Raw genomic sequence first — 22,899 nt, forward strand, 5'->3', positions numbered from 1 at the left:
GCTTACTCCTTGTCCTTGCGGAACTGTTCCATGGCCTTGCGAATGCGCGGCGTGGTCAGGCGCTGGCTGATCGCCATCGACTCGGCCATCAGCTGCGGCATCACCTGCATGCTCTTGGCGCCGACCGGGGTGCGGTAATAGGCCGCGATCTGTTTCAGCTCGTCGGCCGTGAAATGGCGCGAATACAGCGCGATCATTTCCGTTTCCATTTCAGCCACCAGGCCCGGGTCGCCGAGGACGCCGCGCAGCACGTCAGCCATTTTCGGCAATTCCGCTTCCATCTGCTGCAGCCGCTCCTTGCGCTGGGCATCCGTGATGGCGCTATCGGCATTCAATGCGGCGGCCGTCTGCTCACGGATCATGCCCGGCAGAGCCTTGGCCATCTGGTCGATCGACGCCTGCCACATGGTACGGTAATTCATGGCATCCAACAGCTCGCGTACGGCGGCGGCATTGGCCCCGGCCGGAACGGCATCGGCGGCAAAGGCCCCATGGGCGAAGGCGAAGCTGGCCAGCAGCGCTAAGGCGATTTTCCTCATTATTTATTCGCTTTCCGAATTTCGAACGATTAAAAACTAACGGGCCCGGCCTGATCGCTCAGACGGGGCCCGTTGCGGGTCAGCCTTATTCGGCTGCTTCGCCGCCTTCAGCCTCTGCTTCCGGCTCGTCGGCGTCAGCCTCCAGGATGCGTTGCAAGCCCGAGAGCTTGGTGCCGTCCTCCACCGCGATCAGGGTCACGCCCTGGGTGGCGCGGCCCATCTCGCGGATCTCCGACACGCGGGTCCGGATCAGCACCCCGCCCGTGGTGATCAGCATGATCTCGTCGGTTGCGCTGACCAGGGTCGCCGCCACCACCTTGCCGTTACGCTCGGAGGTCTGGATCGCAATCATGCCCTTGGTGCCGCGGCCGTGGCGCGTGTACTCGGTGATCGGGGTGCGCTTGCCGAAGCCGTTCTCGGTCGCGGTCAGCACCGATTGCTGCTCATTTTCGGCCACCAGCAGCGCGATCACGTTCTGCCCCTCTTCCAGGTTCATGCCGCGCACGCCGCGTGCGGTACGGCCCATCGGGCGCACATCGTTCTCGTCGAAGCGCACCGCCTTGCCGGAGTCGGAGAACAACATCACGTCGTGCTTGCCGTCGGTCAGCGCGGCGCCGATCAGGAAGTCGCCCTCGTCCAGGTCGACCGCGATGATGCCGGCCTTACGCGGGTTGCTGAAGTCCTTCAGCGGGGTCTTCTTCACCGTACCCAGGCTGGTCGACATGAAGACGTAGTGGTCTTCCGGGAAGGTGCGGTTGACGCCCGACAGCGGCAGCACCACGGTGATCTTCTCGTTGTCCTGCAGCGGGAACATGTTCACGATCGGCTTGCCGCGCGAAGTGCGCGAGCCTTGCGGCACTTCCCACACCTTCAGCCAGTACATGCGGCCGCGGTTGGAGAAGCACAGGATGTAATCGTGGGTGTTGGCGATGAACAGCTGGTCGATCCAGTCTTCATCCTTGGTCGCCGCCGCCTGCTTGCCGCGGCCGCCGCGCTTCTGGGCGCGGTATTCGGACAGCGGCTGGGCCTTCATATAGCCCATATGCGACAGGGTCACCACCATGTCCTGCGGCGTGATCAGGTCTTCGGTTTCCAGGTCGGTCGCGTTGTTCTCGATGTTCGAGCGGCGCGGATCCTTGTCGCCGAATTCCAGCTTGGAGGCGTTCAGTTCGTCGGTAATGATGGCAGTCACGCGCGACGGCTTGGACAGGATGTCCAGCAGGTCGGCGATCAGGGCCATCACGTCCTTATACTCGTTGACGATCTTGTCCTGTTCCAGACCGGTCAGGCGCTGCAGACGCATCTGCAGGATTTCGCCAGCCTGTTCGTCGGACAGCTTGTACATGCCATCGGCCTGCAGGCCGTAGTGCTTCGGCAGGTGCTCCGGACGGAAGGATTCAATGCCGCCCAGGGCTTCTTCGCCGGTACGCTTCAGCATTTCGCGCACGATGGAGGAATCCCAGCCGCGCGCCATCAGTTCCTGCTTGGCGATCGGCGGCGTCGGCGCGGCCTTGATGATGGCGATGAAATCGTCGATATTGGCCAGCGCCACTGCCAGGCCTTCCAGCACGTGGCCGCGTTCGCGCGCCTTGCGCAGTTCGAACACGGTACGGCGCGTCACCACTTCGCGGCGGTGCGACAGGAAGGTGGCCAGCAGGTCCTTCAGATTCATCAGCTTCGGCTGGCCGTCCACCAGGGCCACCATATTCATGCCGAAGGTGTCTTGCAACTGGGTCTGCTTGTACAGGTTGTTCAGCACGACTTCCGGCACTTCGCCGCGTTTCAGCTCGATCACCACGCGCATGCCCGACTTGTCGGACTCGTCGCGGATGTCGGAAATGCCTTCCAGCTTCTTGTCGCGCACGTTCTCGGCGATGCGCTCGAGCAGGGACTTCTTGTTGACCTGGTATGGCAGCTCGTCGACGATGATCGCGGTACGGCCGCCTTCCTTGCCGTATTCCTCGAAGTGGGTCTTGGCGCGCATGACCACGCGGCCACGGCCGGTGCGGTAGCCATCGCGCACGCCGGACACGCCATAAATGGTGCCGCCGGTCGGGAAGTCCGGCGCCGGGATGATTTCGATCAGTTCATCGATCGAGCACTCCGGGTTGGACAGCACGTGCAACGCGCCGTTGATCACTTCCGTCAGGTTGTGCGGCGGGATATTCGTCGCCATGCCCACGGCGATACCGGAGGAGCCGTTGATCAGCAGATTCGGGATCTTGGTCGGCAGGACGGTAGGCTCTTTCTCCTTGCCGTCGTAGTTGGGCGCGAAATCGACGGTTTCCTTGTCGATGTCGGCCAGCAGTTCCTGCGAAATCTTGTCCAGGCGGCACTCGGTATAACGCATCGCCGCGGCGTTGTCGCCGTCGATGGAACCGAAGTTACCCTGGCCGTCGACCAGCATATAGCGCAGGGAGAAGTCCTGCGCCATGCGCACCAGCGTGTCGTAAATCGACGCGTCGCCGTGCGGGTGGTACTTACCCATGACCTCACCCACGACGCGGGCGCACTTCACGTAAGGACGGTTCCACACGTTGTTCAGTTCGTGCATCCCGAACAGGACGCGGCGGTGAACTGGCTTGAGGCCGTCGCGAGCGTCCGGCAGAGCTCGGCCAACGATCACGCTCATGGCGTAATCGAGGTAGCTCTTGCGCATCTCTTCTTCGAGGGAAATAGGGATTGTTTCTTTTGCGAATTGATCCATTGGCGGGTCGATGTATTGTCTAGGCGTACAAGCCTGCGATTTTAGCATGGCGTCAAGCCCGCTGGACGAAAGTCATTGGGTTGACACAAATGCACCGTACGATGAATCGTGCGTTGCAGCTTAACAACATTTTGGTAAGATACGCGAAACTTGGCTTTTTCCTGGATTTTGATGTGGTTTTGCAAAATATGGCAAAATAGCCGAGAAATTAATGGAATTAGTTGTTTTACTAGCGTTACCCCCCGAATAAGGACAAAACCAATATGAAGAAAATCCTCGCAACCCTGTTCGCAGCGTCTTCCGTTCTGGCTGGCCCTGTGCTAGCACAAGACAAGCCAACCGCACCGCCATTCGCCCCTGTGACCCAGGACGTCAAGGCTGCCGCCGGCAAGAGCGCCTACCTGCAGGACGGCCGTGGCGTGATCGCCCGCAACCCGTTCGGCCTGTGCTGGCGCACCGCCTCCTGGACCCCGGCGGACGCCGTGGCCGGCTGCGACCTGCCAATCTGCACCGCGCCGGAAGAACTGAAAGACGGCAAGTGCGTGCTGCCTCCGCCACCACCAGAAGCACCAGTGCAGGCACCGGTCGCCGTTGCTACTGTACCGGCGCCAGTCGCTCCGGTTGCGGCGCCAACCTCCGAGAAGGTTTCCTTCGCAGCCGACGCCTTCTTCGACTACGACAAGGCCGTGCTGAAGCCGGAAGCCAAGGAAAAGCTGGATGAACTGGCAAGCAAACTGGGTTCGATCAACCTGGAAGTGATCATCGGCGTCGGCCACACCGACTCCATGGGCACCGACGCGTACAACGACAAGCTGTCGCTGCGCCGCGCTGACGCTGTCAAAGCGTACCTGATCAGCAAAGGCGTGGAAGCCAACCGCGTGTACTCCGAAGGCAAAGGCGAGAAGCAGCCAGTAGCGGACAACAAGACCGCCGAAGGCCGCGCCAAGAACCGCCGCGTGGAAATCGAAGTGGTCGGCACCAAGAAGTAATTCCCAGCGCCCAGCGCTATGACAGCCCCGCCCCGAGCGGGGCTTTTTTTTAGCGAAGGTGGACTTTTTTACAGTATCATCCGCCCTATGAACGCCGACCCATTAGAACTGCAAAAATTCAGCGAACTGGCCCATCACTGGTGGGACCCGACGTCCGAATTCAAACCCCTGCACGAAATCAATCCGCTGCGCCTGGAATGGATCAATGCCCGCGCCCCGCTGGCCGGCAAGAATGTGATCGATATCGGCTGCGGCGGGGGGATCCTGTCCGAATCCATGGCCCGCAAAGGCGCCAAGGTGACCGGCATCGACCTGTCCGAAAAAGCCCTGAAAGTGGCCGACTTGCATAGCCTGGAATCGGGCGTGCCGGTGCGCTACAAGCTGATCGCCGCCGAGGAGATGGCTGCCCAGGAAGCCGGGCAGTACGACGTCGTGACCTGCATGGAAATGCTGGAACACGTGCCCGATCCGGGCGCCATCGTGCGCGCCGCAGCCGCCCTCGTGAAACCGGGCGGCCATGTCTTCTTCTCCACCCTGAACCGCAACCCGAAGGCTTACCTGTTCGCGGTGATCGGCGCCGAATACCTGCTGCGCATGCTGCCCAAGGGCACGCATGATTACGAAAAATTCATCACGCCAGCCGAACTGTCGCAATATATCCGCACGGCAGGACTGCAAGTGGATGCCTTGAAAGGCATGGGCTACAATCCGCTCACCAAGGTCTATTCCCTGAATAACGACACCAGCGTGAACTACCTGGTGGCGTGCACCCGTCCAGAATGAAGCCAGGCGGCTGCGCGCCGCCTGCCTCGAAAGCCCTAGTAAAAAATGAGCATGTTCCCAGCCCCGCGCGCCATCCTGTTCGACCTGGATGGCACCCTGGCCGATACCGCGCCCGACCTGGCCGCCGCGATTAACCTGCTGCGCACCGTGCGCGGACTGGAACCCACGCCCTACGACGTGCTGCGCCCGCAGGCATCGCACGGCGCGCGCGGCATGATCGGCGTCTCCTTCGGCCTGAAGCCGCAGGATGAAGGCTTTGCGGAATTACGCGACGGTTTTTTCCGCAACTACGAAGCCGCGATGGCGGTGCACAGCACCCTGTTCGACGGCGTCGACGTGCTGCTGGCCGGAATCGCCGCAGCCGGCCTGCGCTGGGGCATCGTCACCAACAAGCCAGCCCGCTTCACCGACCCGCTGGTGCCGCAGATCGGCCTGGCGCTGGCAAGCTGCGTCGTCTCTGGCGACTCCACGCCCCACCCCAAGCCCCACCCTGCCCCACTGCTGGAAGCCGCCGCCCGTCTGGGCCTGGCGCCGGAAGAATGCTGGTATGTGGGCGACGACCTGCGCGACATCCAGGCCGGCCAGGCTGCCGGCATGCGCACCGTCGCCTGCCAGTGGGGCTACTGCGGCGCGGTTGAACCGGCCGAATGGGGCGCCGACCACCTGCTGGCCTCGCCGGCCGAACTGCTGGACCTGATCCGCGCAACCGTACCATCGCCGACCCCGTTAGCAGCCTAGAAACAACGTTACAACTTGCCCAACAGCAATAAGTTTCTATACTATAGTAAGTGTACTTACAAAAGAATTGGTTGGAGAACTTATGGATGGGGATGACAACATCGAGGCCGCGCTGCCACCGCGCAGCAGCGCCCCGCAGCGTTGGAACGCCTCTGTTGCCGAGAGCCGGTTCTATTGGTATGACCTGCTGGTCAACGATCCCCTGGTGCCCGATTTCCGCGACCCGATCGGCCGCTACCAGCGCCGCATGCAGTTCGCGCTCGACGCCACCATGGAAAAGCAGCTGCTGTTCTTCGTCGTGGCCCGCCCCCGCCTGCGTTTCGATATCAAAAAAGGCACCAGCTGGGGCTTCTTCGGCCTGAAATTAAGCGTACCGCTGCTGGTCGGCACGGAAAACCGCCGGGAATCCATCACGCTCGAGCTTGAAGTGCCTTTCGAAGCCACCTTCAAGAAGCCGCTGGTTACCCTGCACGACAAGTACATCACGCTGGACTGGGGCGCGCTGACGGAATGCTATTCCGCCCATGACCTGCTGCAGAGATTCCCAAACGACCTGAAGTACGAAAGCACGGTGCAATACATCGGGATTACGCGCGACCCGCAGTCGCGCCTGGCCAAGGGCCGCCTGCCGTCCGTCAACCGCATCGTCGAGGAAAACGACGGCGCCCGCGACACATTCCTGCTGATCAAACGGATGAATGTCAGTGTTCAGACGGATGCGCCGGACCTGATGGGTGAAGCCTCGGCACGCTCGCATGTGGAAGTCATGGCGGCATCGCTGATCCGCTATTTCGAAGGCGAAAAACCGGCGCACCACGGCACCATCGAACAGAACAACCGGCGCGAGCGCCTTACCCAGCTGGTTGAGACCTACCAGCTCGAAAGCCTTACCGTCGATCTTGGCTTCAAGGAAGCGGACACTTTCCACGACCTGAAGTCCGCCAGTGCCCCGCTTTCGCGCCGCCACCTGGTGGAATTCAGTTATGGCGCCGGCGGCGAAATCCACTCCAAGCGCCTGGCGGACGACGCCCGCCCACTGATCTCACTGGATGAGTGACGCTTTTGAAAAGATTCAGGTAGAATAGAGTTTCCTTCTGTGGGGACGACCTGGTTTCGACGTGGGTTGCAAAGCAGAGCAGGGCATACCGAGGGCTGGTTACCTCGTAAATACACCCAGAAACAAACTAACTGCAAACGATAACTCGTACGCACTGGCTGCTTAATCGCGCCTGCCCGACAACTCCTCGCCCTTAGGGGGTGGCCGCAAGGCCAAGTTGGGTCATTTATAAGGGATCGAGCTACGAGGGTTCACTTCGAGTAGCTCTAAATCTAAGGTGAATCGCCTGTACGAAGCGTGCACGTCCGCGTCGTCCGGGTTAAATTAAATGGCAGTGCTAAGTATGTAGAACTGTCTGTGGAGTGCTTGCGGACGCGGGTTCGATTCCCGCCGTCTCCACCAACTGAACTCTTGAGTAAGACGAAAACGCCATCCAAGTGATGGCGTTTTCCATTCTTGGACGTCACTTTGGTTGTCCGCCAACCTACGCGAGTTTGGCCGCCAAAATCCGCCTTGAAATGGGGGTATACCAAGGGGTATTCTGAATATCATGCTGTAAGCATCACCGACCAATGGGGGTATGATGGCTGCACTGAAAGATTTGGAATCAAGAAGTGGCTCGATTCAGCGATGCCCGGCAAGAAGCTGACCGATGGGCATGGTCTGTACCTGATCAAGTCAGAAGCAGGAACGGGACTCTGGCGCCTCAAATACCGCTTCGCAGGAAAAGAGCGCACCATTTCATTTGGCGCCTACTCCGACGTGCCGCTGCTGGCGGCCAGGACCGAGGCGCGGCAAGTCAAAGAGATGCTTCGTCTCGGAAAAGACCCGGTGACCGAGCGAAAGCTGGCCAAAGCTGCCATGCAGTGCGCAAGTGCCGATACGTTCAGCGAAGTCGCCAAAGAGTGGCTGGCGATGAAAAAGCGCGAGTGGAGCAGCGTCCACTACACGAAGTCGGTCCGCGCCCTGGAACGCGACGTTTTCCCACACCTTGGCGAGCTGCCGGTGTCGCGTATTTCCCGCCCCATGGCCGCAAGGACCATCGAACGGATCAGCCAACGCGGGGCACTCGAAACGGCATCGCGCATCTTGCAGCACGTCAACGGGGTGTTCCGCTATGCGCAGGCTAAGGGCCTGTGCGAGGACAATCCCGCCACGACCGCACGCGAAATCTTGCCACGGAAAAAAGACCAAAAGCTGATGTCTGCGTTGCTCCAGTTGCCTAAACTCGGCGATCTACTTCGTTCCGCCAAAGCCGCGTCCGCCTCGCCATCCGTCAAGATGGCCCACCGCCTGATCGCCTTCACGGCGGCGCGTATCAGTAACGTCGTACAGGCAGAGTGGGCTGAATTCGACCTCGACGGCGAAGTGCCCGTGTGGACCATTCCGCGCACCAAATTGAAAAAGAAAGACGCTCGCTTCCCGGCTTTGCGCATCCCACTGGCACCGTCGCTTGTCGCCGAACTCCGAGACTGGCGTGGGGCCATTGGCGGCAAGGGGTATGTCTTCCCGTCCCCCTCCAATCCCAGCACGCCGATTACGCGTGAGGCGCTGGAGAAGTTCTATCGCGTCACGCTCGGCCTGAAGGAGATTCACAGCCCGCATGGCTGGCGCAGTTCATTGACCACGCTGGCGAAGGACCACGGCATGGATAAGCAGGTCGTCGACTTGGCGACTGACCATGCGCATGACACCGAAACGGCGGTCCGGTACGACCGTGGCGAACGTTATGAGCAACGCATCGCCCTGTTCACTTGGTGGGCAATCCAACTGCTGTCGTCCGAGCAGAGCGCCGCCGTTCACGCCTTGCACGGCAAGCGAAAGGCGGCTTAAACGCTTGGCCGTCAGCCGCACCGGGACGGCACTGTCCATTGCCGTCCATTTTTCAGTTGACGATCAGTCAATTGATAATTACCCTATCCTTTCCTTCAATATTTTTCCTTTTGATATGACCTGGCTAGTTCAACTTTAAGTGGCTTCAAGCGTGCCCTAGCGGGCAACTTGTGCCGTCTTTGCGGATTACTAGCAGCGCCGATGGCGTTCTGACTGCTGCCGCACTGTACGTGCCCTTAGAGGATGCAGAAACCAGTTATCTCCGTTCACTCGGAGATTTTTCAATCAATCTATTAAATGGAAATTTGAAGATGCAATTACACTTGAATGCACTGCTGTCCCTGGAACAAACTGCTGAGCGTTTGACTTCCGTCACCAAGGCCCGCGTCAGCATCGAAGATGTGCTGCAGCTCATTCTCGACAAACGCTTGCCGCTGTCCGTTAAGTTCCTCAAGCCCGTCAAGGTGTGCCCCGGCAAGATCGTTCACTATACCCAGCAGGAAATCGATGCTCTGACAGCTGCTCACAACTACATCGACGATCTGAACTGGGTCGACGACGTGTTCGTCGTAATCGTTCCGGTGAAGGATGGCCGCCCATTGCCCTCGCCGAGGCCGAAGATCGTGTGCAGCCATTACCTCGGCGACGACCGCTGGATGACTTTCCGCGAGGCGGTAACCACCATCACGGGCGTGTGGGATCTGCCGATGGTCGGTGGCGAAGCCTTCGATGTTGTGAGCCTGTTCCATGCGTTGACGGGAAATCCCATCATCGCCCCCGACCACTGCGACGGAACCTTCGTCATTCGTAACGGCGTGATGGCGTGCAAGCTCCTCACTTTGGAAGACCCCATCAAGGATTCCCCACCAGGTCAGAGCCATGCACTGAATGATTACGCCGCTGCCAGCTCACTCCCTGATGCCTCGGTGCTGGGTGTTCGTCCAGAAGCATTGAAAGCGCTGGAGGCTTCTTTGCGCAAGCAGCCGCTCACGCCGGCGTCCGATGAACTCACGACGCGCAGCAAGCGGACCATGCAGACTGTGATCGCCGCCTTGTGCAACAAAATGGGGATCGATTGGAAGGCACCGGGCGCAGCCCGCAAGATCGAAGCGCTGACCGATTTGCTGGACGCGAAGGTGAGCGAACAAACCATCAAACAAACGATTCTCGAAGGCATGGACGACGCCATCGAAAGCCGGTCCACCGAGAAATAACAGTTCAATCTGAATTCTGGAAATAGAAATCTGAATTCGGACTAGCGCGTACAGCGACGGTTCAAGATGCCTCCATCGGCCTGCAGCGGCCTTAACAAGATGGAGGCATCTTCACATGATCCAGATCCCCGAAACCGGCTTCATGCGTCTGAAGCAAATCATCGGCGACCCAGACGCGACCCCGCCCATTATTGGCCTTATCCCTGTAAAAAAGACCTGTTGGTGGGAAGGCGTGAAATCGGGCCGGTTTCCAGCTCCCATTAAGCTCGCCCCCCGAATCACCGTCTGGCGATGCGAAGACATCCTCGCCCTGATCAAATCCCTTTAAGTCCCCTATTCACAGTCGACGCCATTCAAGTTTGCTGCACGCTGCGGCAGGCGAAGAGCGCAAGACCGTGTATTCGCTTAAGAAAGGTAGAACCATGAGCATCGAATCGCTTCTTGAAAAACTCGACGGCGTTAGGCAAACCGGCCACGGCAAATTCGTCGCCCGCTGCCCATCGCATAACGACAGCAACCCAAGTCTTTCGATCACCGTTACCGGCCTTGGTGTCGTACTGCTGCACTGCTTCGCGGGCTGTGCCACTTGCGATGTATTGGACGCAGTCGACCTGGACTTCGCAGACCTCTATCCGCCAAGAATTTCAATGGACGGATATGCGTACAAGCCAGTTCGAGCGCCCTTCGACGCCCGCCAGGTTCTTACAGCGTTGTCGGCTGAAGCGCTCACCATCATTCAGATTTGCCGCATCGTGTTGGATCACAAACCATTGACATTGGCCGACTATACGCGCCTCACCTTGGCTGCACATAGATTCCAGGCCGGATTGGAGAAGATCAATGGTTAATCCTTTTCTGCGCGGCTGGGCAATGCTCGATGCCCATTGGATGAACAAAGGGAGCGGCGCCGCTCGCCCCCAAAACGAATTGTGGTCCGCCCCGACCGAACTGCCGCCAGCGCAACCGGTTGTTCCACGATTCGACGCAAATCTTCTGCCCGAGAACTTGCGGCCTTGGGTGCTGGACATTGCCCATCGCATGCAGTGCCCAGTTGACTTTGTGGCAGTAGGTGCAATTGTTGCTGCGTCGAGCCTGATTGGCGCTCGTGTCACGATGCAGCCCAAGGAGCGTGACGACTGGCGCGTCACGCCAAATCTCTGGGGCCTCATCATTGGACGTTCTGGCGTCATGAAAAGCCCGGCCTTGAGTGCGGCCTTGAAGCCCCTCCGCGACTTGGAAAAGGCGGAGTACAAACGCTGGCAAGCTGCGTACAAAACCTGGCAAGACGAGGCTAAGATGGCGGCGTTGTTGCACCTTGAGAATGAAAAAGCGGCAAAGGAATTGGCCAACAAAGATCCTGATGCCGCACGCGCCCTCCTCCAGCAAAGCGAGGCAACGCCAGAACCATCGTTGCGTCGCCTAATCGTCAACGACAGTACGGTCGAGAAACTTGGCGAGCTGATGCGGGTTAGCACCTGGGGCATGCTGTCGTACAGGGACGAATTGCATGGGCTTCTGACCGCCATGGATAAACCGGGGCAAGAAGGTGCGCGAGCATTTTACCTGCAGGCCTACGATGGAGATAAGGAATACACCTTTGACCGCATTGGCCGAGGAACGCATCGCATCGACTGCGTTTGCCTCTCTGTTCTGGGTTGTATGCAGCCTGGCCTGCTTCGAGAGTATGTACGTGGAACTGTCTCTGGAGGAAGCACGGACGACGGCCTTCTTCAGCGATTTGCTCTCGCTGTGTGGCCTGACCTATCCGACGAATTCCTGAATGTCGACGAAATTCCTGATGAACCTGCAATGAAACGAGCATGGTCGGTCTACCAGCGGCTGGTCAATCTACCACCTCCAGACGCGAACGATGCCGGTTGGCGCTTTACAGTGGAGGCACAGCAGCGCTTCAACGAATGGCGCGTCCAGTTTGAAGAGGACATGTTGCGTCATGCTGTGGCCCCCGCATTGGAATCGCACTTGGCAAAATATCGCAAGTTGGTGCCAGCGCTTGCTTTGATCTTTGCAATGATCGATACACCGGAAAACCACCAGTACGTGGGGATCAAGGAGTTGGAGCGCGCTTTGGCGTGGAGTACCTACCTTCGCAGCCATGCTGAACGGCTGTATGCAGCAACGACTTTGTCGGACCTAACTGGTGCCGACTTGCTCTTGAAGAAAGTCAAAGCACTGCAGCTCGGCGGACAATTCACGCCCCGCGAAGTGGTCAAGAAGGGTTGGACTGGCCTCGCGTCTAACGACAGCGTGCGAAAGGCCATTGAAGTGCTGATCGAACATGGGTGGCTGCGTCGGGAAGTTCACAAAGCTGCCGGGCGCCCCAGCGAAAGTTACCTCGTCCATCCCTTGATATTGGCCGAGGGCGGAGGATAACGGTTGCCAACGAACTCGAATAATGGGCCATACCATCAAGACCCGGCAAAACCGGCAAAACCGGCAATCGCAGTCTTTTGCCGGTTTGCCGGTCTAAAAATGGTACCTGGCCACGAAAAGAAATCTGGGCAACAGAGCGGTACGCAGATGGGTACGCACGACTTACGCGTGCGCGTACCTTTGTGCGTACCGGCACGATGGCCAAATGCAGTCAGGTAAAAGCAGCTACTTCGTTGTTACCGCGCTGGTCTTAAATGCTCATTGATCGCACTATTAATTCGACAGTGGGATGGTCCCACTGTCACTACGGCGTGATGCCAGAATGGAGAAGAAGGATGCAAACTGATTTCTCGTGGAACGACGAAGTAGGAGTGGTGGTTGTTAAAGATGTAGCAGCGACTGCGGTGTACACGAATGATGCGAATCAGGTCGTGATCCGTCAGAAAGGTACGCAAGATGGCGGGGATGTGATGGTCGTACTGCCGGCACTCTACGTTCCGTTCTTGATCGATGCCTTGCAGCAGGAACTCGACGACTTCAACGTCATCGACGAGGAGACGACTAGCTAGGCTTCAGCTCTATATCTAAAGGCAATGATCGAAAGAAGGGGGGCAAAGCGTAATGCTGCCCCCCCTTCCTTACTTTTGCACCCATGGGCACATTCGAGCCTAGCCTAGCTCGTGCCCGTCCAAGGTGATGAGGTTTCAAGTGGTTGCACTACAGTGAGCCAATTACCTGCGAACATTACGCGGTATCTTGCGAGCCGGTTGAGTCGACCAGCGATAAAATTGTTGCCCGAGAGCTGAGCGAGTATCGTACCCTGGCCTCCACCAGCGTAAACGATTCCGAGTTTACGATCAGGCCGGAACCATCGCACCACGTGCGCGACTGTAGAACGTCCAGCGGCAGGCAAGCTGGAGGTGGCACCAGGGTGAGCTTCGGTTTGTCCATAAATAGCAGTATAGCCAGATTCCTTTTAGCCGCTATTAGTCACATCAGCTTCTAGATGCTGGTTCTCGTATAGTTAAGCCTCCCCTGCGGAGCTTCAACGACGTGAATGAGCGCCAACACCAGTCGACGCTAGAATGGCTTCGGCGCAGTTCGCACAGAGGTTCGCACCCCCTACACGCGTGCGTACTGCGAACCTATTCGGCGCAAAAGCGACGAAGGATCGACAGAGGCTGGTGCAGCGCGTCTTTCGTGCTTGCGTCGATCAGCAAGCCTTACTTTAGCGCACGATCAAGTTTACGAGCGACGGAGCAGCGACGAGTGCATAGGAAAACACTTGGCTCGCCAGATCCTGAACTTTTTCCGCAGCGGCCTTTTTCAGCCCACCAGCAACTACATCAGTAATGCCAGAGATTGCCGACTTCTTTTGGGTCAACGAATTGGGGACCATGCCGAGAACAGTTAGCCCCTTTAGCGATAACCTTACCTGAAGAATTTCGCTTTGATCCAGGTAGCTGCCTTGGGACGTCAAGAACCCTTCGGATTCCAAGAATTTCAGCGATTCAGCTGCAAGTGTGTGTGCGTTGAAGGCAATTTCATATGAGGCCTCCTCCGGCGTTACGTCAGCAATTAGCGCCGCCACTTTAAGGTTCACTGGCACCGGGAACGCCGTATACAACTCGTTGAACACTGCAAGACAAAACCTGTTGAACAGATCCACATTTGGAGGTGGTTGCATGATCGCCCCTATTTCAGTGAGTGGAATTGGAACGCGGAGTTGCTGATGAAGAAATGCGCTCGGTTTGTCCGTTCAACGGACAAACCGTTTTGCTTCCTCTTGAACGGACGAAAATCAGGACTTTTTCCTTCAGACGACATTTCCTGGCAGGTGTGGCCCTGAAAGAAACATCGCCATGAAAGGCACCGCCGGTAGCCAGACCTGGCATGCGCCGGGACCCGGCAAGGACGCGATCCATTGCACTGTATTGTCCAATCCATCAGCGAGCGGGATGTGTGGATTCAGAACAGCGTCCCGTCGTACATGTCGCCAAAATTTGGGCGATCATTTCAGGCGCGCAGCCCCTATCGAATAGAAACTTGACTGCGGCAAGTCGAGACTGTCTTGCAGCGATGTCGATTGCCGCCACGGCCAGGTGCGTCATGTTATGGTTCGGGCGGTTGGCGTCCATGACATTCTCCAACAGGGAATAGGTGTATTCATTGCAGTTTGCAGCCAAGGAATCGCCCGGAAAAGTACCGAAAACTCCACCCAGTCTCCCCCTTTCGATCACTAACCGTCAATACAACATGCGTACCAACGGTGTGACTTTCTGTTTGCTACGCAGTCGAAGTCGGCGTAGGCTAAAGTTGAGATACATGCCGAACGGGGCCAATATGAACAGCACTTTGCTCAGCAGCAATAACGTTAATGAATGCATCCGTCGCGTTGAAGTTCAGGACGAACATCTTCGACACTTACGTTTCAAAGTGGAAATCCATGCGACGCAATTGCTTAAGACCAGTGGTTCGGAGCGCGAGCATGCCTATCAACTATACAAACAAGCGATGCGACGCTTGCTGTCGTATCTTTCGACCAATTTCGTTGAATAGGCGCGTTACGACGCAGCCAACGGCTTGTCATGATCTGGACAATGTACGAGATGGAGATACGAAGACGGTGGCAAGCTAAGCCTCGAGGCCGCCGCAGCGCTGAATTTGTTCAAGGATTTTTCATGGAGGTCCGGCATTTGCTGATCGGGAAATCTGATGATCCGCTGCAACACTTGCGGCGAACCATAATGGACCTGCTGGAACCCTGATTTGCCTCTTTTTCTTTGTCGCCGTAGCGTTTTCCCCTTGCTCAGTTGATTTGGCGACAAGCCCGTTTCTAACGGGCTTTTTTGTCAGTTTGGATTGCAGCACAAGCTGCACACTGCGGCTGTACGTGACCTCGTTGCTGCTCATTTCCAGGCGCTTATCGCCACTAATCGTGACATGTTTGATTTCCCAGCCATTATGCGGCGCAGCGTTGTCACCGGCCTGAAGATGGGCCCGCACTTGGGACTTTGTTAGCGGCGAAACTTTGGAGTTGATGCACAGGTCTTTATCGAGCCAGGTTCAGATTGGCCTTGTGCACCACGCATCCACGCAGGCGTTCGCCGGCATCGGTCTGCGTGCTTATCAGGCCGCACGAGGTTTGACATTATCAAGCCAATGAAAAATTCCCACGATATGCTGGCCCGCATGATCTTCTTTGATGCGTCTTCCTACAGCAAGCGCACCTATGCTCGCTTCCGTTCGAGTCAAGCGCTTGAGCGTTTCGTGTCGTCGCCACACGCGATGAGTCGAGCGGCATCGCTGCGTTGGGCACGCGCCTGGCTGCTGGTGATTCAGCTTCCCGCAAGAGAAAAGCGATTAGCGCCGCTTGCTCCGTCGGTCGGAATGAACGACAGCTCCCTGAATTTCAAAACGGGTCATTGCACTTTGACGCGAGAAGACTCGCTCAATTAACGGCGCTGGAACACCAGCCAGCAGCGCGGCACGCTCGCCCGCCATTTCCCCGAATGCAGCTCGAGTTAGAAGGGCAAGTGATAGCTTTTCAGCTGTTACATAATCATTTCGTCTGGTCATGCCTGCTACGCTACGCTGATAAACTCGGGCATGGCGCTGCGGACGCCAACTTTTCAAGGATGCAGCTGACCATGCCAACAAAAATCCATGATTCCGCACTGGGCACCGATGCGGTGTTGAGCTAAGTGGCATATGATGACTGAATACGTTATTGGAAGTAGGTATCTCATGAGTACCACAACCATCATTGGCTTCCTCCTAATGCTCCCGCTTGGCTATGGCGCCCTATTCCAGGCACGCCCCAAAAACTGGGTGTTTGAGCATGCGTCCATCGCAATGCTGGAGATTGCCGGGTTTGTTAGCGGCCTGATCCTCGTTCTGGTGGGGGTGTTTGCATGAGCGGAGAGCCACCGCGTCGATCCATGGCGGCTCCATTGACATGGTCGACGCCACCTTGAATTTCGCATGACGGCTAAGCCGAATCGATGACCACCGGCAGATACTGCGCTACTACTTCCCCCCACGCCTGCAAGCGCCGCATGTGGAACTCTTGCGTCCCTGCCTGCGTGCCCCAGGTGTTGGCCTTCATCAGCGCGGCCATCACCTCGTCCTCCTGGCGCTCGAAGTCCTCCACCATCATCTGGTCGAGTTCACGCACCCGCGAATCCAGCTCCCCCGATTGGGTCAGGCGATGAAAGTCCTGTGGCCGCTGGTCCAGCATCCAGCGCCGAATTGAACGCTCAAGCAAATTGCGGCTTGGTGGAATCATGGTCGTACTTTTTTTTCTCGACTTGGCCACTATGTGCGGTCGCTGATGGCCGCCAGGTTTTCGTTGAATCTTTCGGCTTCGCCACAGCACCCAGACACAGCATGGCGTGATGTGGGAACTGAAGATCAGGACGGTCGACGCGACCGGGCTTACTCGTCCAAAAACGCCCGCATCGTTTTCTGGTACTTGCGTTCCTTGGCGGCCAGCTCCCTGGATTCCCAGTCGTCCACCGGCTCGGGCTTCAGAAGGATGAACTGCGCCAGCGCCACTTCTTCCGCTTCGTGTTCCAGCCCCCCCTGCGCCGTCAAGTTGACGATTTCTGCCTGCGCCTGCCTTGCGGCGGCTTGGATCGCCTGCTCGAACTCCCCGTCCGCCATCAGTTCCAGCGTCTTCTGCGGCAGGTGGCGTTCCCAATGCTTGCGCGCCTTGATCGCCAGTGTTGTCCTGTTCATGGTCGACCTCCTTGCTGGGTACAACTTTATTATCCCCTTTTCCGCCCCCGGCGCATGTTTGTTGTCGAACAGGTGCATCACATGATCAACGCTGGCCTGGCTTTTCGTTTGGTTTCGGCATCGGCCAGTTCGCGCCTCCATTTAGTCCTGTGTAGCAGTGGGGTAGCTGCCGCAAATTCTGGCAGCAGTCAGCAACGCAGCGATGCGTTGTGGGGGCAAGAATCGGGAAATGTAGCGTCAATGGTGAAGCCTTCGTTCGGTTTCTCTTATCGGTTCTTTGGCAGAGGTAATCTATGCATTGCTAGCAAAATGCTTGCTTGATGCGGCCTGGAAGGCAGTCGCTTTGCACGCTTCAAAGTGCATGGCTAGTTGGAGTCCTTCCTTAGTTGATGGTTGTCGAAGCAGGCTAGCGCTCCTGCCTGCCACTATCGACGCCACTGATAAGGCATTGATCAGCACAATCAGACGATAGAAATTTGTTGGCGTATGGAAGTCTGAAATTAGTCCGTGGACTATTCCATGACGGTTTAACCGGCTCGTTTTTCCGTACATTGAAGTATGCTGATACAAGGCATGCTCAACAAACACTCGGATACTTTCGACCATTTGAATTCGTTCATGCGCCTGATCAAAAAAGGCAACCGATGCTAGCTCAGTCGGAATCCAATCAATGCCCTTTAGTTCAACTTCTTTTATGTGGCGTCTCTGCACTTTAGTTAGAGTCTCCAGGAAACTCTCTGCATCGATTCGGTCATCGATGTTCATGCCCACCATCTTTGCCAGGTTACGAATAATCCCCTCAACGCAGGGGATTAACGTGAGCACTGACGCTCTATGCAAACCTAGGTAATGGGCTTCGATAGCCTCCAGGAGACTGTCATAAAACGGGACAATACAAGGGTCCCGCTGATAGATACCTGTGCATGCGTCTGCCATGTCTAGGCTGCCGTTGCAGCGCTCTTCCAGCATTTCCCCGACAAGCCTTTCTTTCTCCTGTGGCGTTTTGGCGTTTTCAATTTGCGCGCCGTGCGAAGACAGATAGCCCAACGGAATGTATGGTGGCAAAACAAGGTCAACATCAAGAAAGATCTTACGTAATCGCGTCACTCCAGAATTCCGATTGATGGGCGTGATCGTGCGAGGGAAGAATGCCACTCCCTCGGCACACTTTATCAGGTAGCCATCAACATCTAAGAATGAAAACATCTGTTTCGACTCCACAACTGCTTGAACGCCCTTGCGATCTATCAGCGCTTGTATCGCGTCAGCCCCTTTTTCCAGTAGCTTAGCTTTGCGGCACTCCTTATAAAGGACCGGGAAGTATCTTGAATCGATCAACGTTTTCCTTCCTGTCATTGCGGTGCGAACGGAGCCTGCGCCGTTAGCGAGATAACGGTTCCGCTTAAGTTGTCGAAGAAGTACGTGCGTTCAAACGGGCTTACAAACGAGCCTAAGGATTGAAGACTATCCCGGTTAAAGAACTGTGAAGGGCTACTGCCTTTGGTAGCTATGACGAGCCAATTTTCAGCGATCACATTCCTGTACTTGGGCAAGCGCTTTGCCTTTGCTGCAATTCGTTCTTCAATGTGCTGCCTGGTTAGCGGTGCTACCCAACCCGCACCCGCTTCCGTCCAATGCTCTTGTGGGCCGTGATCATCAAGGCCATAGATTCTTACACGAGCTACCGAATCGGGCAATTCGTCGTCATATTCTTCTGAGCGTAACACTATGGCCTGACCAGGGCTTACCGGGTGACATCCGACGAGTATTGCCAGTTGTTGCGCTGTTACTTCCAAGTTCTCGTTCGGCCTTATGCGACCTGAATAGAAATTGACCTGCACGTTGACTCGCGCATTGGACCAGAGCGTTTTGTGGAAGGCATGCGCCTTTTGCAGAAGGCGACGCGCCTTGCTCTCTTGCGCTTGACGACTGTGAGAACCGCCGTTAATTTCGATGTACGTCTCGGTCAATTCAACGCCAATGCGTCGCCCCTCATGCTCGATGATAAAGTCAGGCGGCTCTGGTGCATCAACAATCGAAGCCGGGATTGCCGCGTGCTTCAAGAAGCTCGTAAGCAGGTATTTCTCAATCCTCTTCTTGTCGTCGTTGCGCATGTCGAAGCTTCACTTATCACTGTTTGAGAGCTTCAATTCTAAAACATCCGCCTGTGCGTCGCGGCCAAACGAGCGGGGTTCTTTACTGAATCGGCGTTGTCGGTTAAGGATCACCTCGCCGCAGGCAGGGCATTAATCGCCTGTCACGCTGGGGATGATCGCGCTTTTGCCCTTGTAAGTCACGGGGAGGTCGAGGGTATCGTGCATCAGTGCGGCTCAGCCACAGACTGGACATTGCATAGTCTTGGTTCCTCAATTGTTTGATGCGCCACTAACAGCATCCTAGCGGACCCGAGAGGACGGCTGCACCATTTGCGTCGATATCGCCCCCTAGACAGGTAAGAAATGGCTGATCAAGTCTGAAGGGCGGCAGTCAACATATTACCTTCAAGAGCTGCGTGCTTCGCTCTTGCAAACAGCTTACTTCACAAGGGAATGTGTCCTGCCACGATGAATTTCGCTGATTGTTCCATTGGTTACTCCGAATATTTTTGACACTGCAGTCTGCGTCATTCCTTGCGCAAGCAGTCGCCGAATTTCCCGAACATCCTCGTCCGACAGCTTCCGATTGGTGCGCGTGGCGCGAATCCGCTGACGCTGTTCTTCAGTCCATTCGCGCTCCATATTCCGTTCTGCCAAGCCTTTCTTCGGCTTCCCTTTATTTGCTAGCGAAATCTTCAACTTTGTTTCGGGAGTGATTGCATGGCCTGGCTTTCCCTTCTGCGCACGGTTTCGTTCACTGGTCCACGGACACTTCCGAATCTTCATCGCCGCACGAATCTTCTCTTTATGCTCCTCCGACTTCGGAACGCCTATGCAGCCGTCGCCGCCCATCGATCCATTGACTAGGTCATGCCCGGCATCGGTAAAGTGCTGGATCCACTTCATCTCGTCGACGTGCAGCTCGGCGCCGTCCTGAAGGGATATGATTGTCAGTTCGTTGCCGGCTTCCAGAACGGACTTAATCCATGCGGTGCGGCGACTCTTGTCCCTGCCCCGCCTGGTCCACGTCAAATGCTCCTTGAGGCGCTCACTAACCACTTTGGTTGTCTGCCCCACATATCGAATCGTTGCGTCCTTTGACGATGCCAAGCCATACACGGTAACTCTAATATCCAACATATCCAACTGCATACTTCTTCCACACCCCATCAAACAATATAGAGACAACGACACTGAGGTACATGTACCGTCGAAAGTCGGAGATTATATACGGATGATTGGCGTGTGCCCAATCTCTCCAAACATCGTCAAAGTCCCGCTCTGGTTGCGCTTGGTCAGGCAATCCGCGATATTCGCCTCGAACGCGATATGTCGCAGGAGTCGCTGGCCCTGCTCGCAGAAGTTGATCGCAGTTACTTAGGCCGCGTCGAACGAGGCGACAACAACGTAGCCGTGTTATCCCTGCTCAAAATCGCAGAGGCGCTGGATATCACAGTACGCGACCTGATTGCCCGCGCTGGGCTTTGACTGGCCAGTCCACCATTGGACGGTCAGTGTCGATCAGTCCGAGCCACCACATTTATTTCTGCCTCGGCTGCCTCACCACTGGCTCCTCCATTGCCGCACGCCGCCGCTGCTCATCTGCGGCAAGTAGCGCCTGACCAGCCAAACGCTGCTCCTCTGAAAGATCACTCAACCTCGGCAGGTTTTCAATGTGCGGCCCCCATCGCTCCTGAATCGCTCGAAGTGAAATCTCATAAATGTTCGACAGGTTCTTGTGAGGAGCTAACAATGCGTATAGTTCCCTTGCGACCTGCTTTCTCTCAAAAAGCCGTTTACAAATCCAAAGATAGACGTCAACCAGCTCAAGCCCACAACTGCTTACACCTGATGCAAATGTTAGAGGTACGTCAGGAACATCCGCTAGATCCATCTTTGGCAGTCCCGGGCCAAGCTCCCATTCGACTTCACGGCTCTGGGCGTAGGACTCCAATAGGCTTTTTTGGGCCTTATTAAACTGCGATTGCTGATCAACTATGATCCGCTTGGCCTTAACGCTTGAATCCCGTATACGCCTGGTAATTCCATGAATCACAGACTGAAATCCCACTACGTTAGGCATCACTTGCAGCCGGGCCTTGGGGTCCTTTGTGTTGTAATACAGTTCGTGGGGATTGTTAGCCGCCCAACGCAGCGCGTCGCCAATAACTTCCCTGCTTCGGGCGTCAGGAAGTCGGCTGACCCGAGTAAGCAAGATCGTGCAGATCGACGTTAGCTGTTTTGACGCCTCCGCGGAATCAAGTGAAATTCTGGCAGCCCACGCTGCCTTGGCTAACTCCTCATCGAACAAGCCAGATACCTTCATCAACAGGACGTATCGAATAGGCGTCCAATACCCCGTCCATGTCATTGCCGGATTTAGTCCCGCGTCGAAAACCTGGTCGAAGAAGCAGATGACCGCATGATCGGCCTTCACAACGCGATATATATCCAACTGCAAGCCAAGAGTGCGCTGAAGTCTCAATAGCTGTGGAAGCACTTGAACCAGCCCCCCGCTGCCAAGCTGGTTTGCATGTAAGCGCTCCACTCTGAGTTCAGCACGTAGCCTTTTCAGTTCAGGCTCTGCAAGGACGTCCACATCAAAAGCGCATGACAGAACACCGTAATACAGCATTGGCTGACTGTCGTCGAATAAATTGGGCCCGGTATGGCCGCTTTCATCAATGTAAAAATACAAAATGCATCCTGTTCAAGTCGACTTACTATTTACCTGCGCTTGATCTGCATTGCAAAGGCCAGCAAATCAAGCCATGCTTACTCATCTCCAACATCCACCGATGTGGCCGCTTGCTCTGCCTCTCGGTCTTGCGTCCAACGTCTGAAATGCATCTGAATGTCTTCCAAATCGAGCATAGCCCACGGCTCTTTAGGGTCAGAAATTTTCACGCCGTCGAGATGCCCGTAATCGCATTGAGCGCCAGGCGCAACGACAACAGTGCGGGTCGAGGGATCGATAGAAATAAGGGCCAAGTCGAACAGGGTGTGCACGTCTGCACGTAGTAGGATGCCTCGCTTGGCTTCGTAATGATGCCCCTGCGAATAAGGCACAACATGTGCGGCCTCCAATGCAGCAACCGTCTCACAGCCAGTAATTGCGCATCGATTCTCATAGAGTTTCAAAAGAGTTTCTCTAAACCCGGCCTGCCCTCGTCGACTCCATATGTCACGCAGGACTTTTACGTCTTCAGGACGAAGTATTTCACTGATTCCGCTTCGTTCAGAATCTTGCAGAAAGACCCGAATTGCGTTGATTAGATTTTGAGTTTCTTTTTCGGAGGAGATTGCAATCCGATGAAATTTATACTTCGATTTTGGTTTCGCGTACTTGCCGACCGAGGACTGGAGCCCGTGAATCCAAAAATTGACCTCCTCAACATCTCTCAGTGTGCATTGCGCCAAGGCCTTGGCCCCTAATGCAACCTCTATGGTTTGCGGATCATCCGTTTTGCTTCCATACAGCGAAACCATAGTCTTCGTTCCCTGACGATACCGCTTCCGATACTCTTTATCTTTGTTTTTACTCCAATGACTCGACTCTGCCAAACTATCAAACTCGTTGACAACTAATTCCCATGAAAATGACATAGCCATCACCTCCAAAGCTAGACCACACGCGCTTCCGAAAGCCTGCGCAATATTTCAAAAGCATCTTTGCGATCCATAGCAACGCCGTTGTGCCATCTCTATCGCCACCTATGACGTCCCGCACATCCCCTACACCGCACAATCGACTGACCGAATGACGGCATTCGGGCAGCACAAGCGGGAAATGGCAGCAGCCAGTTTGAAGC

At 56.2% G+C, this 22,899-nt stretch carries 23 protein-coding genes and 1 other RNA gene; 14 read left to right on the forward strand and 10 right to left on the reverse strand.

Annotated features, from left to right (window positions below):
• Positions 1 to 2 precede the first annotated feature (2 nt).
• Together H597_RS0100780 and gyrA are read right to left on the reverse strand one after the other, a co-directional pair.
• On the reverse strand, positions 3 to 539 hold the full coding sequence (locus tag H597_RS0100780) for a DUF2059 domain-containing protein (RefSeq protein WP_028100442.1): 537 nt from the start codon (positions 537 to 539) through the stop codon (positions 3 to 5).
• Positions 540 to 624: 85 nt separating this feature from the next.
• Positions 625 to 3,246: a DNA gyrase subunit A gene (gene gyrA, locus H597_RS0100785; RefSeq protein ID WP_035372827.1), complete on the reverse strand. Its 2,622-nt coding sequence runs from the start codon at positions 3,244 to 3,246 to the stop codon at positions 625 to 627.
• A gap of 263 nt (positions 3,247 to 3,509) precedes the next feature.
• Between gyrA and ompA the strand changes: the two genes are divergently transcribed.
• The 11 genes from ompA (at position 3,510) to H597_RS0100835 (ending at position 12,820) form a co-directional block, all read left to right on the forward strand.
• Entirely contained in the window at positions 3,510 to 4,235 is a 726-nt protein-coding gene (ompA, locus tag H597_RS0100790; protein WP_028100444.1) for an outer membrane protein OmpA, read from the forward strand.
• 87 nt (positions 4,236 to 4,322) lie between these two features.
• Complete coding sequence (gene ubiG / locus H597_RS0100795) at positions 4,323 to 5,018, forward strand: bifunctional 2-polyprenyl-6-hydroxyphenol methylase/3-demethylubiquinol 3-O-methyltransferase UbiG (RefSeq protein WP_028100445.1); 696 nt, start codon at positions 4,323 to 4,325, stop codon at positions 5,016 to 5,018.
• 45 nt (positions 5,019 to 5,063) lie between these two features.
• Positions 5,064 to 5,756 (forward strand): HAD family hydrolase, encoded by a 693-nt coding sequence (locus tag H597_RS0100800; protein WP_028100446.1) that lies wholly within the window; start codon positions 5,064 to 5,066, stop codon positions 5,754 to 5,756.
• Between the two features lie 82 nt (positions 5,757 to 5,838).
• The gene (locus H597_RS29250) at positions 5,839 to 6,813 is read left to right on the forward strand and encodes a hypothetical protein (protein WP_051293428.1); all 975 of its coding nucleotides are present in this window, start codon (positions 5,839 to 5,841) and stop codon (positions 6,811 to 6,813) included.
• 41 nt (positions 6,814 to 6,854) lie between these two features.
• Positions 6,855 to 7,215: a transfer-messenger RNA gene (ssrA, locus tag H597_RS33725) on the forward strand.
• Positions 7,216 to 7,443: 228 nt separating this feature from the next.
• The gene (locus tag H597_RS0100810; protein WP_028100447.1) at positions 7,444 to 8,646 is read left to right on the forward strand and encodes a tyrosine-type recombinase/integrase; all 1,203 of its coding nucleotides are present in this window, start codon (positions 7,444 to 7,446) and stop codon (positions 8,644 to 8,646) included.
• Between the two features lie 323 nt (positions 8,647 to 8,969).
• A complete protein-coding gene (locus H597_RS0100815) occupies positions 8,970 to 9,860 on the forward strand; it encodes a hypothetical protein (protein ID WP_028100448.1) in 891 nt (296 codons plus the stop codon).
• 115 nt (positions 9,861 to 9,975) lie between these two features.
• Complete coding sequence (locus tag H597_RS0100820) at positions 9,976 to 10,188, forward strand: helix-turn-helix transcriptional regulator (protein ID WP_028100449.1); 213 nt, start codon at positions 9,976 to 9,978, stop codon at positions 10,186 to 10,188.
• A gap of 94 nt (positions 10,189 to 10,282) precedes the next feature.
• Positions 10,283 to 10,708 (forward strand): hypothetical protein, encoded by a 426-nt coding sequence (locus H597_RS0100825; RefSeq protein ID WP_028100450.1) that lies wholly within the window; start codon positions 10,283 to 10,285, stop codon positions 10,706 to 10,708.
• Positions 10,701 to 12,251 carry a YfjI family protein gene (locus H597_RS0100830; protein ID WP_051293429.1) on the forward strand — a complete coding sequence of 517 codons (1,551 nt, stop codon included), beginning with the start codon at positions 10,701 to 10,703 and terminating at the stop codon, positions 12,249 to 12,251. Before H597_RS0100825 ends, H597_RS0100830 begins: the two co-directional genes overlap by 8 nt.
• A 335-nt stretch (positions 12,252 to 12,586) precedes the next feature.
• Positions 12,587 to 12,820 carry a hypothetical protein gene (locus H597_RS0100835; protein ID WP_028100452.1) on the forward strand — a complete coding sequence of 78 codons (234 nt, stop codon included), beginning with the start codon at positions 12,587 to 12,589 and terminating at the stop codon, positions 12,818 to 12,820.
• Positions 12,821 to 13,479: 659 nt separating this feature from the next.
• Here H597_RS0100835 and H597_RS0100840 read toward each other — a convergent pair.
• Complete coding sequence (locus H597_RS0100840) at positions 13,480 to 13,938, reverse strand: hypothetical protein (RefSeq protein ID WP_154667885.1); 459 nt, start codon at positions 13,936 to 13,938, stop codon at positions 13,480 to 13,482.
• A 1,475-nt stretch (positions 13,939 to 15,413) separates the two neighbouring features.
• On the opposite strand from H597_RS0100840, the gene H597_RS34535 reads away from it, so the two are divergent.
• Both H597_RS34535 and H597_RS0100855 read left to right on the forward strand, forming a co-directional pair.
• A complete protein-coding gene (locus H597_RS34535) occupies positions 15,414 to 15,710 on the forward strand; it encodes a hypothetical protein (RefSeq protein WP_154667886.1) in 297 nt (98 codons plus the stop codon).
• Positions 15,711 to 15,998: 288 nt separating this feature from the next.
• Entirely contained in the window at positions 15,999 to 16,169 is a 171-nt protein-coding gene (locus H597_RS0100855) for a hypothetical protein (protein WP_154667887.1), read from the forward strand.
• Between the two features lie 73 nt (positions 16,170 to 16,242).
• Here H597_RS0100855 and H597_RS0100860 read toward each other — a convergent pair whose 3' ends face one another.
• The 5 genes from H597_RS0100860 to H597_RS0100880 form a co-directional block, all read right to left on the reverse strand.
• A complete protein-coding gene (locus H597_RS0100860; RefSeq protein ID WP_154667888.1) occupies positions 16,243 to 16,539 on the reverse strand; it encodes a hypothetical protein in 297 nt (98 codons plus the stop codon).
• Positions 16,540 to 16,688: 149 nt separating this feature from the next.
• Positions 16,689 to 16,991: a hypothetical protein gene (locus H597_RS0100865; protein WP_028100458.1), complete on the reverse strand. Its 303-nt coding sequence runs from the start codon at positions 16,989 to 16,991 to the stop codon at positions 16,689 to 16,691.
• A 291-nt stretch (positions 16,992 to 17,282) separates the two neighbouring features.
• Positions 17,283 to 18,329, reverse strand: a complete 1,047-nt coding sequence (locus H597_RS0100870) for a hypothetical protein (RefSeq protein WP_028100459.1) — start codon at positions 18,327 to 18,329, stop codon at positions 17,283 to 17,285.
• A 14-nt stretch (positions 18,330 to 18,343) separates the two neighbouring features.
• On the reverse strand, positions 18,344 to 19,105 hold the full coding sequence (locus H597_RS0100875; protein ID WP_028100460.1) for a hypothetical protein: 762 nt from the start codon (positions 19,103 to 19,105) through the stop codon (positions 18,344 to 18,346).
• A gap of 420 nt (positions 19,106 to 19,525) precedes the next feature.
• Complete coding sequence (locus tag H597_RS0100880; protein ID WP_028100461.1) at positions 19,526 to 20,239, reverse strand: NUMOD3 domain-containing DNA-binding protein; 714 nt, start codon at positions 20,237 to 20,239, stop codon at positions 19,526 to 19,528.
• A gap of 93 nt (positions 20,240 to 20,332) precedes the next feature.
• Here H597_RS0100880 and H597_RS0100885 point away from each other — a divergent pair, with 93 nt between their 5' ends.
• The gene (locus H597_RS0100885; protein WP_028100462.1) at positions 20,333 to 20,575 is read left to right on the forward strand and encodes a helix-turn-helix domain-containing protein; all 243 of its coding nucleotides are present in this window, start codon (positions 20,333 to 20,335) and stop codon (positions 20,573 to 20,575) included.
• A gap of 52 nt (positions 20,576 to 20,627) precedes the next feature.
• On the opposite strand, the gene H597_RS0100890 is transcribed toward H597_RS0100885, so the two are convergent.
• Both H597_RS0100890 and H597_RS32970 read right to left on the reverse strand, forming a co-directional pair.
• The gene (locus H597_RS0100890; RefSeq protein WP_028100463.1) at positions 20,628 to 21,785 is read right to left on the reverse strand and encodes a DUF3800 domain-containing protein; all 1,158 of its coding nucleotides are present in this window, start codon (positions 21,783 to 21,785) and stop codon (positions 20,628 to 20,630) included.
• A 77-nt stretch (positions 21,786 to 21,862) separates the two neighbouring features.
• Entirely contained in the window at positions 21,863 to 22,699 is an 837-nt protein-coding gene (locus H597_RS32970; RefSeq protein WP_051293430.1) for an HNH endonuclease, read from the reverse strand.
• Positions 22,700 to 22,899: the final 200 nt, after the last annotated feature.

Source organism: Pseudoduganella violaceinigra DSM 15887, assembly GCF_000425385.1.
In the GTDB taxonomy this organism is placed as follows: domain Bacteria; phylum Pseudomonadota; class Gammaproteobacteria; order Burkholderiales; family Burkholderiaceae_D; genus Rugamonas; species Rugamonas violaceinigra.

What these genes read in the sequence shown, in the direction of transcription:
- H597_RS0100840 (WP_154667885.1), bottom strand. Translation starts at nt 13,938, where the DNA reads ATGCAACCACCTCCAAATGTGGATCTGTTCAACAGGTTTTGTCTTGCA.
- H597_RS0100810 (WP_028100447.1), top strand. Translation starts at nt 7,444, where the DNA reads ATGCCCGGCAAGAAGCTGACCGATGGGCATGGTCTGTACCTGATCAAG.
- H597_RS32970 (WP_051293430.1), bottom strand. Translation starts at nt 22,699, where the DNA reads ATGGCTATGTCATTTTCATGGGAATTAGTTGTCAACGAGTTTGATAGT.
- H597_RS0100800 (WP_028100446.1), top strand. Translation starts at nt 5,064, where the DNA reads ATGAGCATGTTCCCAGCCCCGCGCGCCATCCTGTTCGACCTGGATGGC.
- H597_RS0100830 (WP_051293429.1), top strand. Translation starts at nt 10,701, where the DNA reads ATGGTTAATCCTTTTCTGCGCGGCTGGGCAATGCTCGATGCCCATTGG.
- H597_RS0100820 (WP_028100449.1), top strand. Translation starts at nt 9,976, where the DNA reads ATGATCCAGATCCCCGAAACCGGCTTCATGCGTCTGAAGCAAATCATC.
- H597_RS34535 (WP_154667886.1), top strand. Translation starts at nt 15,414, where the DNA reads ATGAAAAATTCCCACGATATGCTGGCCCGCATGATCTTCTTTGATGCG.
- ompA (WP_028100444.1), top strand. Translation starts at nt 3,510, where the DNA reads ATGAAGAAAATCCTCGCAACCCTGTTCGCAGCGTCTTCCGTTCTGGCT.
- H597_RS0100855 (WP_154667887.1), top strand. Translation starts at nt 15,999, where the DNA reads ATGAGTACCACAACCATCATTGGCTTCCTCCTAATGCTCCCGCTTGGC.
- H597_RS0100860 (WP_154667888.1), bottom strand. Translation starts at nt 16,539, where the DNA reads ATGATTCCACCAAGCCGCAATTTGCTTGAGCGTTCAATTCGGCGCTGG.
- H597_RS29250 (WP_051293428.1), top strand. Translation starts at nt 5,839, where the DNA reads ATGGATGGGGATGACAACATCGAGGCCGCGCTGCCACCGCGCAGCAGC.
- gyrA (WP_035372827.1), bottom strand. Translation starts at nt 3,246, where the DNA reads ATGGATCAATTCGCAAAAGAAACAATCCCTATTTCCCTCGAAGAAGAG.
- H597_RS0100865 (WP_028100458.1), bottom strand. Translation starts at nt 16,991, where the DNA reads ATGAACAGGACAACACTGGCGATCAAGGCGCGCAAGCATTGGGAACGC.
- ubiG (WP_028100445.1), top strand. Translation starts at nt 4,323, where the DNA reads ATGAACGCCGACCCATTAGAACTGCAAAAATTCAGCGAACTGGCCCAT.
- H597_RS0100875 (WP_028100460.1), bottom strand. Translation starts at nt 19,105, where the DNA reads ATGCGCAACGACGACAAGAAGAGGATTGAGAAATACCTGCTTACGAGC.
- H597_RS0100835 (WP_028100452.1), top strand. Translation starts at nt 12,587, where the DNA reads ATGCAAACTGATTTCTCGTGGAACGACGAAGTAGGAGTGGTGGTTGTT.
- H597_RS0100825 (WP_028100450.1), top strand. Translation starts at nt 10,283, where the DNA reads ATGAGCATCGAATCGCTTCTTGAAAAACTCGACGGCGTTAGGCAAACC.
- H597_RS0100880 (WP_028100461.1), bottom strand. Translation starts at nt 20,239, where the DNA reads ATGCAGTTGGATATGTTGGATATTAGAGTTACCGTGTATGGCTTGGCA.
- H597_RS0100780 (WP_028100442.1), bottom strand. Translation starts at nt 539, where the DNA reads ATGAGGAAAATCGCCTTAGCGCTGCTGGCCAGCTTCGCCTTCGCCCAT.